This is a genomic window from Alistipes sp. (assembly GCF_048465635.1).
GTDB lineage: Bacteria > Bacteroidota > Bacteroidia > Bacteroidales > Rikenellaceae > Alistipes.
In genome coordinates, this window is sequence record NZ_DBFWLF010000004.1 from 101,125 (window position 1) to 115,031 (window position 13,907).

Annotated in this window: 10 protein-coding genes; 9 read left to right on the top strand and 1 reads right to left on the bottom strand. The window is 65.6% G+C overall.

What is annotated here, in order from left to right; all coding sequences use genetic code 11:
• Window positions 1-159: 159 nt before the first annotated feature.
• The 8 genes from sufC to ACMO9O_RS00450 all read left to right on the top strand — a co-directional run bounded on the left by sufC (window position 160) and on the right by ACMO9O_RS00450 (window position 10,362).
• The gene (gene sufC / locus ACMO9O_RS00415) at window positions 160-912 is read left to right on the top strand and encodes a Fe-S cluster assembly ATPase SufC (protein WP_418981645.1); all 753 of its coding nucleotides are present in this window, start codon (window positions 160-162) and stop codon (window positions 910-912) included.
• A complete protein-coding gene (locus ACMO9O_RS00420) occupies window positions 912-1,730 on the top strand; it encodes a SufD family Fe-S cluster assembly protein (protein ID WP_418981646.1) in 819 nt (272 codons plus the stop codon). Before sufC ends, ACMO9O_RS00420 begins: the two co-directional genes overlap by 1 nt.
• A gap of 2 nt (window positions 1,731-1,732) precedes the next feature.
• The gene (locus tag ACMO9O_RS00425; protein WP_418981647.1) at window positions 1,733-2,953 is read left to right on the top strand and encodes a SufS family cysteine desulfurase; all 1,221 of its coding nucleotides are present in this window, start codon (window positions 1,733-1,735) and stop codon (window positions 2,951-2,953) included.
• A gap of 62 nt (window positions 2,954-3,015) precedes the next feature.
• A complete protein-coding gene (locus tag ACMO9O_RS00430) occupies window positions 3,016-3,708 on the top strand; it encodes a dTMP kinase (RefSeq protein ID WP_418981648.1) in 693 nt (230 codons plus the stop codon).
• Window positions 3,698-4,804: a BT_3928 family protein gene (locus tag ACMO9O_RS00435; RefSeq protein ID WP_418981649.1), complete on the top strand. Its 1,107-nt coding sequence runs from the start codon at window positions 3,698-3,700 to the stop codon at window positions 4,802-4,804. Before ACMO9O_RS00430 ends, ACMO9O_RS00435 begins: the two co-directional genes overlap by 11 nt.
• A 347-nt stretch (window positions 4,805-5,151) precedes the next feature.
• Window positions 5,152-6,090 (top strand): efflux RND transporter periplasmic adaptor subunit, encoded by a 939-nt coding sequence (locus ACMO9O_RS00440; RefSeq protein ID WP_418981650.1) that lies wholly within the window; start codon window positions 5,152-5,154, stop codon window positions 6,088-6,090.
• A gap of 4 nt (window positions 6,091-6,094) precedes the next feature.
• Window positions 6,095-9,127 carry an efflux RND transporter permease subunit gene (locus ACMO9O_RS00445; RefSeq protein WP_418981651.1) on the top strand — a complete coding sequence of 1,011 codons (3,033 nt, stop codon included), beginning with the start codon at window positions 6,095-6,097 and terminating at the stop codon, window positions 9,125-9,127.
• On the top strand, window positions 9,124-10,362 hold the full coding sequence (locus ACMO9O_RS00450) for a TolC family protein (RefSeq protein WP_418981652.1): 1,239 nt from the start codon (window positions 9,124-9,126) through the stop codon (window positions 10,360-10,362). The genes ACMO9O_RS00445 and ACMO9O_RS00450 overlap by 4 nt, the downstream gene beginning before the upstream one ends.
• Before the next feature lie 49 nt (window positions 10,363-10,411).
• On the opposite strand, the gene ACMO9O_RS00455 is transcribed toward ACMO9O_RS00450, so the two are convergent.
• Window positions 10,412-10,819 (bottom strand): OsmC family protein, encoded by a 408-nt coding sequence (locus tag ACMO9O_RS00455; RefSeq protein ID WP_418981653.1) that lies wholly within the window; start codon window positions 10,817-10,819, stop codon window positions 10,412-10,414.
• Between the two features lie 105 nt (window positions 10,820-10,924).
• Between ACMO9O_RS00455 and ACMO9O_RS00460 the strand changes: the two genes are divergently transcribed.
• Entirely contained in the window at window positions 10,925-13,906 is a 2,982-nt protein-coding gene (locus ACMO9O_RS00460; RefSeq protein ID WP_418981654.1) for a tetratricopeptide repeat protein, read from the top strand.
• Window position 13,907 lies beyond the last annotated feature (1 nt).

A 13,907-nucleotide genomic window follows, 5' to 3' on the forward strand; every position in this document is an offset into this window, starting at 1 on the left:
AGGGCAGCCGAATTGCGGCCCGCCGGCCTGACGGCCGAAAACAGGGACCGAACTGCGGCCCGCGCGGCCTCAAGGCTGAAAACAGGGCAGTTGAAATTACGGCCCAGCGGCTCGGAGAGCCGCAGAGAGTGAAGAGTAAGGATAATAATTGAACACGATATGTTAAGCGTAAAAAATCTGCACGCCGCGGTCGAGGGCAAAGAGATTCTCCGGGGCATCGACCTGGAGGTGAAAGCCGGCGAGGTGCATGCCATCATGGGTCCCAACGGATCGGGCAAGTCGACGCTGGCCTCGGTGCTGGCGGGCAACGACAAATATATGGTCACCGAGGGTTCGGCGACCTTTCTGGGGCACGACCTGCTCTCGATGTCGATCGAGGACCGGGCGCGGCTGGGCCTTTTCCTGGGCTTCCAGTACCCGGTGGAGATTCCGGGCGTGACGATGGCCAACTTCATGAAGCTGGCCGTCAATGAGCAGCGCAAGTTCCGGGGCGAGGAGCCGCTCTCGGCCGCCGAGTTTCTGAAGCTGATGCGCGAGAAGAGCGCCGTGGTGGAGCTCTCCTCGAAGCTCACCTCGCGGGCCGTCAACGAGGGTTTCTCGGGCGGGGAGAAGAAGAAAAACGAGATTTTCCAGATGGCGATGCTCGATCCGAAGCTGGCGATCCTCGACGAGACCGATTCGGGGCTGGACATCGACGCGCTGCGCATCGTTGCCACGGGCGTCACCAAACTGCGCACGCCGCAGAACGCCACGGTGGTCATCACGCACTACCAGCGCCTGTTGGACTACATCGTGCCCGACGTGGTGCACGTGCTCTACAAGGGCCGCATCATCCACACGGGCGACCGGACGCTGGCCCTCCGGCTCGAAAAGGAGGGTTACGACTGGCTCATCAACCAATACGCCGAGTGATGGATGCGATTCTCAAGGCATTGGCCGATTACCGCATGGTGGGGGAGGAGCTGCGCGTCGAGGGCATGGAGCCGATGCCCTGTTATGCGGTCGATCCGATGCGTATGCGCGTCGGGATCGCGGCCGGAGGGGCGGCGAAGCTGGTCGTGGTGCATACGTGCCCCGGAACTTCGGCGCTCGACATTGCGGTCGGCGAAGATGCCCGCTTCGAGCTGACGGAGCTGTTCACCGCCGAGGCGTTCGCCGAGATCAACCTTACGCAGGCCGCCCGCAGCGCGTGCCGCATCACGACCCTCCAGCTTTCGAGCGCCAACGCTTCGTATCGGCTGGAGTTGGCCGGACCGGAGGCGGAGAACGTGCTCAACGGCCTCTTCCTGGCCGCCGAGGGGGAGCATTGCCTGGTCAAACTGCGCACGGAGCACAACGTGGCCGATTGCCGCAGCAACTCCTACGTAAAGGGCGTCGCCGCGGGCGACGGGGTGGGCGAGTTCTGCGGACTGGTCTATGTGGCTCCCGACGCCCAGCGCACCGACGCGCGGCAGCAGAGCCGCAACATCCTGCTGAGCGAAACGGCCCGCATCATCACGCGGCCCCAGCTGGAGATCTATGCCGACGACGTGAAGTGCTCGCACGGCGCGACCGTGGGGCAGATGGAGAGCGACGCGATCCTCTACATGCGTCAGCGCGGTCTGAGCGAAGCGCAGGCGCGGCGGCTGCAGCTGGAGGGCTTCGCGGGCGACGTGGTCCGTCACTGCGGCATCGAGCCGCTGTGCGACCTGATGATGGAGCGGGTCGTGGCCAAACTGGAAAGCATGTAACGATGTTCGAAGTCGAAGAGATACGCCGGGAGTTCCCGATCCTGCAGCGCACCGTTTACGGCAAGCCGCTCGTCTACCTCGACAGCGGCGCCACGGCGCAGAAACCGCTGCAGGTGATCGAGACGGTGGACCGGCTCCACCGCGAGCTGAATGCCAATATCCACCGCGGGGTGCACTACCTTTCGGAGGAGGCGACGGCCCTGTACGAAGCGGCGCGCGAACGCATCGCTGCCTATATCGGTGCGGCCGAAAAGGAGGAGATCGTCTTCACGGCGGGCGCCACGGCGTCGCTCAATACGGTGGCCTACGCCTGGGGCGCAAAGTACGTCCGCGCGGGCGACAACATCCTCGTCAGCGAGTTGGAGCACCACTCCAACATCGTCCCGTGGCAGCTGCTCGCCGAGCGGCAGGGGGCCGAAATCCGCGTACTGCCGTTCGACGAGGCGGGCAGTCTCCGTATGGAACTGCTGCCGGAGCTGCTCGACGAGCGGACGAAGGCGGTTGCCGTGACGCAGGCGTCCAACACGCTCGGCACGCGGCCCGACCTGCGGCCCCTGATCGACGCGGCTCACGCCGTGGGGGCGGTCGTGGTGGTCGACGGCTGTCAGGGCATCGTCCACGGGGGTGTGGACGTGCGGGCGATGGGGTGCGACTTCTACGCCTTTTCGGGGCACAAGCTCTACGGCCCGACGGGCATCGGCGTGCTCTACGGCAAACGCGACCGGCTGGAGGCGATGCCGCCTTTCCTCGGCGGCGGCGACATGGTCGACCGGGTGACGTTCGAGAGGACGACCTACGCCCCCGTGCCGCTGCGCTTCGAGGCCGGGACGGCCAACTTCGTGGGAGCCATCGGGCTGGGCGAGGCCGTGCGCTTCATGCAGCGCTTCGACCCGGCGGCGATCGAGGCGCACGAATCGGCGCTGCTGCGCCGCGCCACGGAGCGGCTGTCGGCCGTCGAGGGGCTGAGAATCTACGGCACGACGGCGGACAAGTGTGCCATCGTGTCGTTCAACGTGGAGGGGGTGCACGCCTACGACATGGGCATGATCCTCGACAAACTGGGCATCGCCGTCCGCACGGGGCAGCATTGCGCCGAGCCGGTGATGACCCACTACGGCGTGACGGGCATGTGCCGCGCCTCGTTCGCCCTCTACAACACGCTCCCGGAAGCCGATGCGCTGGCCGACGGGGTGGCGCGGGCGGTGCGCATGCTGCGGCAGTAAGCCGCCTGGCGGCGCGGCCTGCGTGAAGCGGCCGGAGTGAATGGAAAAAGAAGAAACCTGATATGTTTATCGTACTCGAAGGATTGGACGGGGCGGGAAAGTCGACCCAGATCGGAAAACTGCGCGAGCTGTTCGCCCGGCGCGGCGTGCAGAGCGAGTATGTGCACTTTCCGCGCTTCGACTCCCCGGTCTACGGGGAGCTGATCGCCCGCTTCCTGCGCGGCGAGTTCGGCGGCGTGGAGCAGGTCGACCCCTACCTGGTGGCGCTGCTCTTCGCGGGCGACCGGGCCGCTGCGGCGCCCGAAATCCGGGCGTGGCTCGCCGCGGGCAAGGTCGTGATTCTGGACCGTTACGTCTATTCGAACGTGGGCTTCCAATGCGCCAAACTCCCTGCCGGGCCGGAACGCGACCGCCTGATGCAGTGGATTCTCGACCTCGAATTTGTCCATAACGACCTGCCGCGGCCCGACGTATCGCTCTTTTTGGACGTGCCGTTCGCCTTTACCGAACGCAAACTCTCGGAGGTGCGCGGCGGCGACGACCGGGCCTATTTGCAGGGCGGCCGCGACATCCACGAAGATTCCCTGGCCCTGCAGCAGCGCGTGCGGGAGGTCTACCTCGCCGCCGCGGCCCGCGACCGTTCGCTGCGTGTGGTCGATTGCAGCGATTCGACGGGCGCGATGGATACCCCCGACCGCAATTTCGAAAAGATTTGTGCGGCGATCGAACCCTTACTGGCCGGCGATGAGAAGTAAACGGGCGTTCAAGATTCTTTCGCATGTCTGCCGGCTGATCCTCGCCTGCACGTTTATCGTCTCGGGTTTCACGAAGGTGATCGACCCGTGGGGCACGGCGATGAAGGTCAACGAATACCTCTCGATCTACGGCGTGGAGTTCCTCGAACCCGCCAGCATGACCTTCTCGATCTGGCTGTGCGGCGCGGAGCTGATGATGGGCTGCATGCTGCTCTTCAAGGTGCGCATCCGCCTGATCTCGGTCTTCGCGCTGGTGTCGATGTCCTTTTTCACGGTACTGACCCTTTTGAGCGCCACGGTAATCCCCGTCGAGGACTGCGGCTGCTTCGGCGAGGCGCTGAAGCTGACCCCGTGGCAGACCTTCTACAAGAACCTCGCGCTGCTGCCGATGGCCTTCGTGGTGTGGTGGCGCTACCGTCCGGATAAGATTTTTGCGTTCAAGCCCGTCGAAATCGTGCTCACCTGCACGTTCTTCACGCTGGCCATGTACCTGGGCTACTACTGCTATATCCACCTGCCGCTGATCGACTTTCTGCCCTACAAGGTCGGGGTGAACATCCACGAGGCGATGCAGACGCCTGCCGTCGCGCCCGGCGAGACGCAGACGGTGCTCGTCTACCGCAACCGGGAGACGGGCCGGCTGCACGAATTTTCGCTGGAAGACACCGCGTGGCAGGACGAGACCGCGTGGGAGTGGGTCGACACGCGCACGACGAGCGAACTGCCGGCGGTGCGTCCGCTGCTGAGCGAATTTGCGCTGCGCGATGCCGAGGGCGACGCCACGGAAAAAGTGCTGACCACGCCCGGGCGGGTCTATATGCTCTGCGTGACCTCGTTCGACAAGCTGCGGCGCGGCTGCGCCCGGCGCATGGCGCGGCTGGTGGAGCGTGCCGCGCAGGAGCATGCCACGGTCGTCTGCCTGACCCCGCAGCCCCTCTACGGGGTGACGTGGTACGATTTCGGCACGGGCGAGGTGCGGTGCTACAACATCGACGCCTCGACGATGAAGACCCTGCTGCGCGCCTACAACGGCGTGGTCGTCCTGGACGACGGAACGATCACGGCTAAAAGGAACTGTCGGGATATTCGTCCGTAAGGACCTGTTTCGGCGTATGGTATGAAAGTTGACCCCGCTCCGCGGAAGTCAACTTTTTTCGTATGCGCCTATTCGCTCACGCAAGCACCTGTCTGCATGCACCAACGGCCGTATCTCCGGTTCTGGCTGAAAATCCCGACAGAAGTCCCCTCCGAGGAGGGGATTCAGGGGAGGGTCGGACCGGTAAACGCTGCCGCAGGCGGCGAGCAACGACACTCGGATTCGATGATCGGAACCGCGGTACATGCAAGTTTTTATCCGTCTTTGCACTTTGGACGATCGCGCTGGCCGCGAGCGGCTGTTCGCACCGGCAGCAGCCGGCCCGGACGGCGGTCCGTCCGGTGAAGGTGGTCGTAGCCTCCCGGGCCGGGTTCATCGACAAGGATTTCGCGGGCATGGCCACGCCCGACGATGCGGTGAACCTCGCGTTCAAGGTCCCGGGCCAGGTGCTCGACATTCCCGTTTCGGAGGGGGAGAGCGTCCAGAAGGGGACTCTGCTGGCCGAATTGGACCCGCGGGACATCCGCCTGCAAGTCTCGGCCGACCGCTCGGCTTTCGAGCAGGCCCGCTCGCAGTTCACCCGCATGGAGCGCCTGCTGCAGCACGAAGCGGTCTCGCGGCAGGAGTACGAGGCGGCGCGCACGCGCTATGCGCAGGCGCAGTCGGCCTACCAAAATTCGCTCGACATGCTCAAGGAGACCAAGCTGCGCGCCCCGTTCGCCAGCGTGGTTGAGCGCAAGTACGTCGACAACTACGAGCGCGTGCAGGCCGGGCAGACCATCGTCCGTGTGGTCAATCCCGTCACCACGACCGTCAAGTTCACCCTGCCCGAGAGCGGGCTGCCGCTGCTGAGCGATTCCACTTCGTTCCGCGTCGAGTTCGACAACTACCGCGGCGTGCAGTTCACGGCCCGCCTCAAGGAGTACGTCAAAACCTCGTCCGACGCTTCGGGATTCCCCGTGACGCTCACCCTGACCAATGTCGACCCGGCCCGTTACCGCATTTCGCCGGGCATGTCGTGCGTGGTGACGATGCAGAGCGCCGACCCTGCGCCCGACGCCGTGTCGCTGCCCATCTCGGCCATCTACGCCCCCACCTCGGGCGGCGACTACGTTTGGATCGTGGGCCGGGACGACCGCGTGGAGCGCCGCAACGTGACGCTCGGCGAGCTGTACGGCCGCAACCGGGTGATCGTCTCCAGCGGCGTGGAGCCGGGCGACCGGGTCATCACGGCGGGCGTCTACCAGTTGCAGGAGGGCGACCGGGTCCGTATCATGAAACAGTAAGCCGATGAACCTGCCCGAATATTCGCTGCGCAACAGCAAGGTCGTCTGGTTCTTCCTCGCGGTGCTCCTCCTGGGCGGCGCGGCGGGCTTCGTCACGCTGGGCAAGAAGGAGGACGCCACGTTCGTCATCAAGAGCGCGTCGCTGGTCTGCGCCTACCCGGGCGCTACGCCGCTGGAGGTCGAGCAGCTTATCACCGAACCCGTCGAGCGGGAGGTGCAGTCGATGCGCAACATCCATAAAATCACCTCCGAATCCTACTACGGTCTCTCGAAGATCATCGTCGAGCTGGACCCGGCCACCCGCTCGGCGGAGATCCCCCAGCTGTGGGACGAGCTGCGCCGCAAGGTGCTCGACGTCCAGCCCCGTCTGCCGGCGGGGGCTTCGCCCGTCACGGTGGCCGACGATTTCGGCGATGTCTACGGCATCTACTACGGCCTCTCGGTCGACGAGGGGTTCACCTGGTCCGAACTGCGCGACTGGGCGCAGCGGCTCAAGAAACAGCTCGTCACGGTCGACGGCGTGCAGAAAGTGACCCTTTTCGGCGAGCAGACCCCCGTGGTGAACGTCTACGTCTCGCTGGCGACGCTTGCCAACTTCTCGATCCGACCCGAGACCATCCTCTCGACCATCTCCCAGCAGAACACGATCGTCGACAGCGGGGAGAAGCAGGCCGGAAAACTCGAAGTGCGGATTTTGGAGGACGGGACCTATAAGGGGCTGGAGGACCTGTCGAACCAGTTGTTAATCTCTTCATCGGGAAAGCAGTACCGGCTGGGCGACGTCGCCCGCGTGGAGCAGGGCTATGCCGACCCGCCGCAGACCCTGATGCGCATCGACGGCCACCGGGCCGTGGGCATCGGCATCTCCACCGAGGCAGGGGTCGACGTGGTGGCCGCGGGAAAGCGGATCGACCGCCTGCTCGGCGAGCTGACGGCCCAGATGCCGCTGGGCATGGATCTCACGGTGCTCTATCCCGAGAACCGCATCGCAAGGGAGGCCACCTCGACCTTCATTCTCAACCTGGCCGAATCGGTGGCTATCGTCATCGCCATCATCATGCTGGTGATGGGTTTCCGGGCCGGGGTGCTGATCGGCAGCTCGCTGCTCTTCTCGATCGGGGGCACGCTGCTCTTGATGCAGTTTTTGGGCGAGGGGCTGAACCGCACCTCGCTGGCGGGCTTCATCATCGCCATGGGCATGTTGGTCGACAATGCCATCGTGGTGACCGACAATGCGCAGCAGGCCATGCTGCGCGGTGCGGAGCGCCGTTCGGCACTCATTGCGGGGGCCAATGCGCCCCGCTGGAGCCTGCTGGGAGCCACGCTGATCGCCATTTTCTCGTTCCTGCCGCTCTACCTGGCCCCGTCGGCCGTTGCCGAGATCGTCAAGCCGCTGTTCGTCGTGCTGGCGCTGTCGCTGCTGCTGAGCTGGGTGCTGGCGCTCACGCAGACGCCCCTGTTCGGCGACTTCATGCTGCGGGTCAAACCCGTCGCGCGCGATCCCTACGATACGAAGTTTTACCGCGGGTTCGACCGCCTGTTGGGCGGCCTGCTGCGGTGGCGGTGGGTCGTGGTGGCCGTCGTGGTCGGACTTTTCGTCGGATCGCTGGCCGTGATGGGGATGATGCCGCAGAACTTCTTTCCCTCGCTGGACAAGCCCTACTTCCGCGCCGACGTGCTGCTGCCCGACGGGTACGACATCCGCGAAACGGAGCACAGTCTGCGCGCCATGGAGGAGTGGCTTCGGGAGCAGCCCGAGGTGAAGCGCGTCTCGGCGACGATGGGTTCCTCGCCCCCGCGCTACTACCTGGCCAGCAGCAGCATCTCGCTGCGCCCCAATTTCGGCAACCTGCTCGTCGAACTGCACGACCGGCGGCAGACCGAGGCGGTCGAGGCGCGCTTCGACGCCTACGTCACGGAGAACTTCCCCGACGTGTGGCTGCGCTCGTCGCTCTTCAAACTCTCGCCCGTGCCCGATGCGGCCATCGAATTCGGCTTCATCGGCGAGAATATCGATACGCTGCGGCGGCTCACGGCTGAGGCCGAGCAGATCATGCGCCATACGCCCGGCACGACGAACGTGCGCAACGGCTGGGGCAACCGCGTGCCGACGTGGCTGCCGCTCTACTCGCAGATGAAGGGGCAGCGCATCGGCGTCACCCGCGGACAGATGGCGCGCGGCATCACCATCTCCACGCAGGGCTACCGCCTGGGCGAGTACCGCGAGGGGGACCAGTTCATGCCGATCCTGTTGAAGGACGAGAATATCGACGCCTACAACCTCACCAACCTGCAGGCCCTGCCGATCTTCAACCCCTCGGGGCGGGTCTTCTCCGTGGGTCAGGCCACCGACGGTTTCCGCTTCGAATTTCGTGACGGGGTGGTCAAACGCTACAACCGCCAGCGGGCGATGCGGGCGCAGTGCGATCCGGCCCGCGGGGTCAATACGATGGCGCTTTTCGCCGCGCTGCGCGACTCGATCGCGCAGGCCGTTCCGCTGCCCGAAGGCTATCGGATGAAGGTCTTCGGCGAGCAGGAGAGCCAGCAGGAGTCCAACGAGGCGCTGGCGGCCAACATGCCGCTGACGTTGATCCTCATCTTCATCGTCCTGCTGCTGCTCTTCCGCAACTACCGCGAGCCGGTGGTTATCCTGCTGATGATTCCGCTGATCTTCATCGGCGTGGTGCTCGGGCTGGCGGTGACGGGCAAGGTGTTCAACTTCTTCTCGCTGCTGGGCCTCTTGGGACTGGTGGGGATGAACATCAAGAACGCCGTGGTGCTCGTCGAGCAGATCGGCGTGCTGCGCGCCGCGGGCCGGGGGCCCTACCAGGCGCTTACGGAGGCGACTCGCAGCCGCATCGTCCCCGTGGCGATGGCTTCGGGAACGACCATCCTCGGCATGCTGCCGCTCTTGTTCGACTCGATGTTCGGGGCGATGGCCGCCACGATCATGGGCGGTCTGCTGGTGGCTACGCTGCTTACGATCTGCATCCTGCCGGTGGTTTACGCCATCTTCTATAATATCCGCAAGCCATGAGAACCGCACTCCTGTTGACCGCCCTGCTGACCGTTGCGACGGTCCGCTCCCAAACCCCGCTCGCGGAGTACCGCGACGCGGTGACGCAGTACAGCTGGCAGCTCAAGGCGGCCGTATCGCGCAGCGACGAGGCGTCGGAGACGGTGGGGCAGGTCCGCACGGGATTCCTGCCGCGCCTCTCGGTCGAGGGCAGTTTTTCGGCTAACGCGCACCACTTCGAGGGGGTTCGGCACTGGACGTTCGACCTCCAGCCGCAGGTGATCCAGACCGTCTACGGGGGCGGGGCGGTGAAGACCGCTTTCCGGCAGGCGGAGCTGGGCTACGACATCGCCGTCTGCGAGGAGGCGTACACGCGGCTGGACGTGCGCTATGCGGCGGATTACGCCTACTGGAACCTCTCGGCGACGGAGCTTTTCGCCGCCTCGATGCAGCAGTACGTGGCTATCATCCGCTCGCTCAAGGAGGTCGTCGACCGCCGTTTTGCGGAGGGGTATATCGCCAAGGGCGACGTGCTGATGATCGACACGCGCCTGAGCGAGGCCGAATACCAGCTGGTCACCGCCGAGCAGAACGAGGCCGTGGCGCTCCACAATTTCAACATCCTGCGGGGTGTCGACCCGGCGCAGCCCGTCGCGCTGACCCAAAGCATCCGCGATTCGCTGCCGATGCCGGGGCGCGTGCCGCTGGGCGAGGCGCTGCTGCGCCGTCCCGACTATGCGGCGGCCCGCCTGCGCTCGGAGCAGGCCGAGGTGGGCGTGCGGGCGGCCCGCGCGCCGTTCAACCCGCAGCTGAGCGTCGGGGTGGGCGCTCCGTGGAAGCCCTATCTTCCCAACAGCACGGGGGCGACCTACCTCGACGGGGTGGCTTTCGTGCAGCTCTCGGTCCCGATCTTCCACTGGGGCGAACGCCGCCGCGCGGTGGGCGCAGCGCGCGCCGTGCAGCTTCAGACGGAGTGGGCCGCGGCGGAGGTGCACGACGACATCGTGCGGGCGGAGATGAACGGCTGGACGGCGCTGATCGACACCCGGGCGCAGATCGACGCTTCGGAGCGCAGCCTCCAAATCGCGGGCGAGAACCTGGAGATCAGCACCTACTCCTACGGCGAGGGGCTTGCCACGATCCTCGACGTGTTGCAGGCGCAGCTGAGCTGGATCCAGCTCTACACCTATGCCATCGAGGCGCATCTGAACTACGCGGTGGCCGTGTCGGACTACCAGCGCATCACGGCGCAATGAAAAAACGGAGCCGTAAGCTCCGCCCGCTGCCGCCGGTTTTCCGGAGGGGTCAGACCTTCTCCGCTTCCGTGCTGACCACGGCGATCTCGTGCGTCACGGGCGCGATCCGGCGGAGCATCTGCATCAGACTGCAATGCTTCTCCTGCGCGAGCCGTACGGCGCGGCCGACCTTGACCTGATCGTCCTCCGTGTCGCACTCCACGTTGTAAAATGCGTGGAACGAGAGAAACATGCTCTCCGACTGCACCGTATCAGTGGACAGTTCGCCCGAAACGGCGATTTCGAACCGCTTGGGGCGTATGCGCTCCTTCTCCATGATGTGCAGGCTGGTCAGCCCGGCGCACTTGGCCGCCGCGAGCAGCAGCAGCGCCTTGGGGTTCATCTCTTCGCAGCGGGGACCCTCCCCGGACGTCAGTTTGCCGTCGTGGGTGAGTTGAAGGGTTACTTTTTCGATCATAGTGTTCCGTAAATTGGTTGTACCCTCCGCCGGGCAAGAATCGTTCCCCGGGGGTAGGGCGTATGGTAAATTTTCGTATATTTGTCCATCCTAAGAGATGAGCGTATGCGAAAAGAACGGATAGTGTTGCTGACCATCGTTTTATGTCTGATCGGGGCGGGGGTGCGGGCCGCCGCGCCGCAGACCGAAACCCTCGTCGAACGGGGCCGCGAGTTGTTCGACTTCGGCCGCTGGAGCGACGCCCGGCACGAATTCATGCAGGCCCGCGCCGCGCTGGCCCCATCCGAGCGGGAGGCGTTGCAGCGGGTGGACTACTACCTGGCCGCCTGCGCCGTGGAACTGGGCAGCAGCGATGCCGAGGCCGCGCTGCTGGCTTTCGAGCGCGACCATCCCCGTTCGGTCTACGCCAACGACGTGCGCTTTTCGCTGGCTTCGTTCTACTGCTCGGCGGGCGACATGCGCCGGGCCAAGGAGTGGTTCGCCAAGACCGACTACCGTGCGCTGAGCGCTGCACGCCGCGAGCAGTACGATGTCCGCATGGGTTATGCGGCCTTTACGGAGGGCGACTACCGCAGCGCCTACGACTATTTCGACCGGATCGGCAGCCGCAGCGAATACGCCGACCATGCGCGTTATTACAAATCCTACATCGACTACGCCGAGGGGAAATACGGGCGGGCCCGGCAGGGCTTCACGGCCCTGATGCAGAGCGACGCCTACCGCGACGTGGCCCCTTATTACCTGCTTCAGATCGAATTCCGCGAGGGCAATTACCGCTACGTGACCGAGCACGGCGAGGAGCTTGCCCGCCGGGCCGTTCCCGAGAGACGCGCCGAGATCGAGCGGGTGGTGGCCGAGTCGTGGTTCCGGCTGGACGACTACAACAAAACCATCGAGCACCTGGGCAACCTGATGGCCGCGGGCGGCGAGTTGGACCGGGAGGGCAACTACCTGATGGGTTTCTCGCTCTACCGCACGGCCCGCTACAAGGAGGCCGTCGAGTGGCTGCGCAGCGCGTGCGGGGCCGAGGACGAGCTGACCCAGAACGCCTCCTACCACCTGGCCGACTGTTACCTGCGTTCGGGCGACAAGCGCTCGGCCATGCAGTCGTTCGCCATGGCCGCCGACGAACGGTTCGACGCCGCGGTGGCCGAAGACGCGCTGTTCAACTACGCCAAACTGCAATACGAACTGGGCGGCGGGGCTTTCAACGGTGCGATCAACCTTTTGCAGCGCTACATCGGCCGCTATCCCACCTCGCCGCGGACCCCGGAGGCCCGGACGCTGCTGATCGCCGCCTACTACAATTCGCGCGACTACGATGCGGCCTACCGGGCCATCAAGTCGATGCCCACCGCCGATGCCGACATCCGGGCCGCGTTGCAGAAGATCGCCTATTTCCGCGGGCTGGAGGCCTACAAGGCGGGCGATCCGGCTGCGGCGCAGCGCTATCTGGCCGAATCGGCGGCGGTGAACGTCAGCCCCAAGTACGCCGCGCTGAACACCTTCTGGCAGGGCGAGATCGCCTTCGCGCAGGGCGACTATACGCTCGCGGCCGTGAAGTACGACGCCTACCTCAGGCGCGCCCCCCGCAACGCGCCCGAATATGCGCTGGCGTGGTACAACTTGGGTTACTGCGCCTTCTCGAAGGGCGATCTGAAGCAGGCCGCATCGGCTTTCGAAAAGTTCCTCGCGCTGCCCGCCGCGCAGGGCCGCTACCGCGCCGACGCGCTCAACCGGCTGGGCGACGTGAGCTATGCCGACCGCGATTTCGAGGCGGCGATCGCCGAGTACGACCGGGCCGCGGCCGCGGGCGGTCCCGAGAAATACTATGCACAATACAAGCGAGCCGTGACGCTGGGCGTGCTGGGACGCAACGAGCAGCAGGAGCAGACCCTGCGGCGGATCGTGGCCGAGGGCAAGGGCGACTACGTCGAACAGGCCGCCTACGAGCTGGGCCGCACCTACATCGCCCGCGAGCGGTACGCCGACGGCGCCAAGGCGCTGGAGAAGTTCGTTGCCGCCTATCCCGCATCGCCGCGCCGGCCGCAGGCGCTGGCGGACCTGGGCCTGGCCTACCTCAATCTGGGCGACGGGAACCGCTCGCTCAAATACTACGAGCAGGTGGTCGCCACCGCGCCCCGCTCGTCGGAGGCCCGCGAAGCGATGCAGGGCATCCGCGAAATCTACGTGTCGCGCGGCGATGTCGACGGTTACTTCGACTACGCTGCCCGGGCGGGGATGGAGGGCGACCTGTCGGCCCTTTCGCGCGATTCGCTCTCGTTCGCCGCGGCGCAGAAACTCTACCTTTCGGAGGCGTACGAACCGGCCTCCCGCTCGCTGCGCAGCTACGTGAAGAGCTATCCGAAGGGGTACTACCGCAACGATGCGCTCTACTACCTGAGCGACTGCTACCTCCGCTCGGGCGAGCGCGGTGCGGCCATCGAGACCCTCTCGGAGCTGGCTGCGCAGGCCAACCACCGCTATACGGTGACCGTGCTGGAGAAGCTCTCGGAGATGACCTTTGCCGACGGCCGCTACGACGAAGCGGCTTCGGCCTACCGCCGTCTCTACGACGCCGCGCCGGCCGCTGCCGGGCGCGAGGCCGCCATGACGGGTTACGTCCGGGCGACGCTCGCGGGCGGCGACGCATCGAAGGTCGAGGCGATGGCCTCCGACGTCCGGTCGCACGCCGATGCCGGAGCCACGGCCCGGCGCGAGGCGACCTTCGCCTGGGCCGAGCAGCTGCGCAAGGCCGGGAAGCGCGCCGCCGCCGGGAAACTCTACAAGGAGCTGTCCGCAGATGTCCGCACGAAAGAGGGTTCGGCGGCGGGCTACTACCTGTTGGAGGAGCAGTTCGAAGGCGGCGATATGGACCGGACCGAAAAGGCCGTATTCGCCTACTCCGAGCGGCAGCCGCAGGCCTACTGGCTCGCCAAAGCCTACCTCCTGTTGGGCGACGTCTATGTCCGCAAGGGCGATAATTTCCAGGCCCGGGCGACCTGGCAGAGCGTGGCCGACGGCTATTCGCCCGCCGATGACGGCATCGTGGCCGAAGCCGGTGAACGTATCCGAAAACTCCAATGAC

What these genes read in the sequence shown, in the direction of transcription:
- ACMO9O_RS00460 (WP_418981654.1), top strand. Translation starts at nt 10,925, where the DNA reads ATGCGAAAAGAACGGATAGTGTTGCTGACCATCGTTTTATGTCTGATC.
- ACMO9O_RS00420 (WP_418981646.1), top strand. Translation starts at nt 912, where the DNA reads ATGGATGCGATTCTCAAGGCATTGGCCGATTACCGCATGGTGGGGGAG.
- ACMO9O_RS00445 (WP_418981651.1), top strand. Translation starts at nt 6,095, where the DNA reads ATGAACCTGCCCGAATATTCGCTGCGCAACAGCAAGGTCGTCTGGTTC.
- ACMO9O_RS00430 (WP_418981648.1), top strand. Translation starts at nt 3,016, where the DNA reads ATGTTTATCGTACTCGAAGGATTGGACGGGGCGGGAAAGTCGACCCAG.
- ACMO9O_RS00450 (WP_418981652.1), top strand. Translation starts at nt 9,124, where the DNA reads ATGAGAACCGCACTCCTGTTGACCGCCCTGCTGACCGTTGCGACGGTC.
- sufC (WP_418981645.1), top strand. Translation starts at nt 160, where the DNA reads ATGTTAAGCGTAAAAAATCTGCACGCCGCGGTCGAGGGCAAAGAGATT.
- ACMO9O_RS00425 (WP_418981647.1), top strand. Translation starts at nt 1,733, where the DNA reads ATGTTCGAAGTCGAAGAGATACGCCGGGAGTTCCCGATCCTGCAGCGC.
- ACMO9O_RS00455 (WP_418981653.1), bottom strand. Translation starts at nt 10,819, where the DNA reads ATGATCGAAAAAGTAACCCTTCAACTCACCCACGACGGCAAACTGACG.
- ACMO9O_RS00435 (WP_418981649.1), top strand. Translation starts at nt 3,698, where the DNA reads ATGAGAAGTAAACGGGCGTTCAAGATTCTTTCGCATGTCTGCCGGCTG.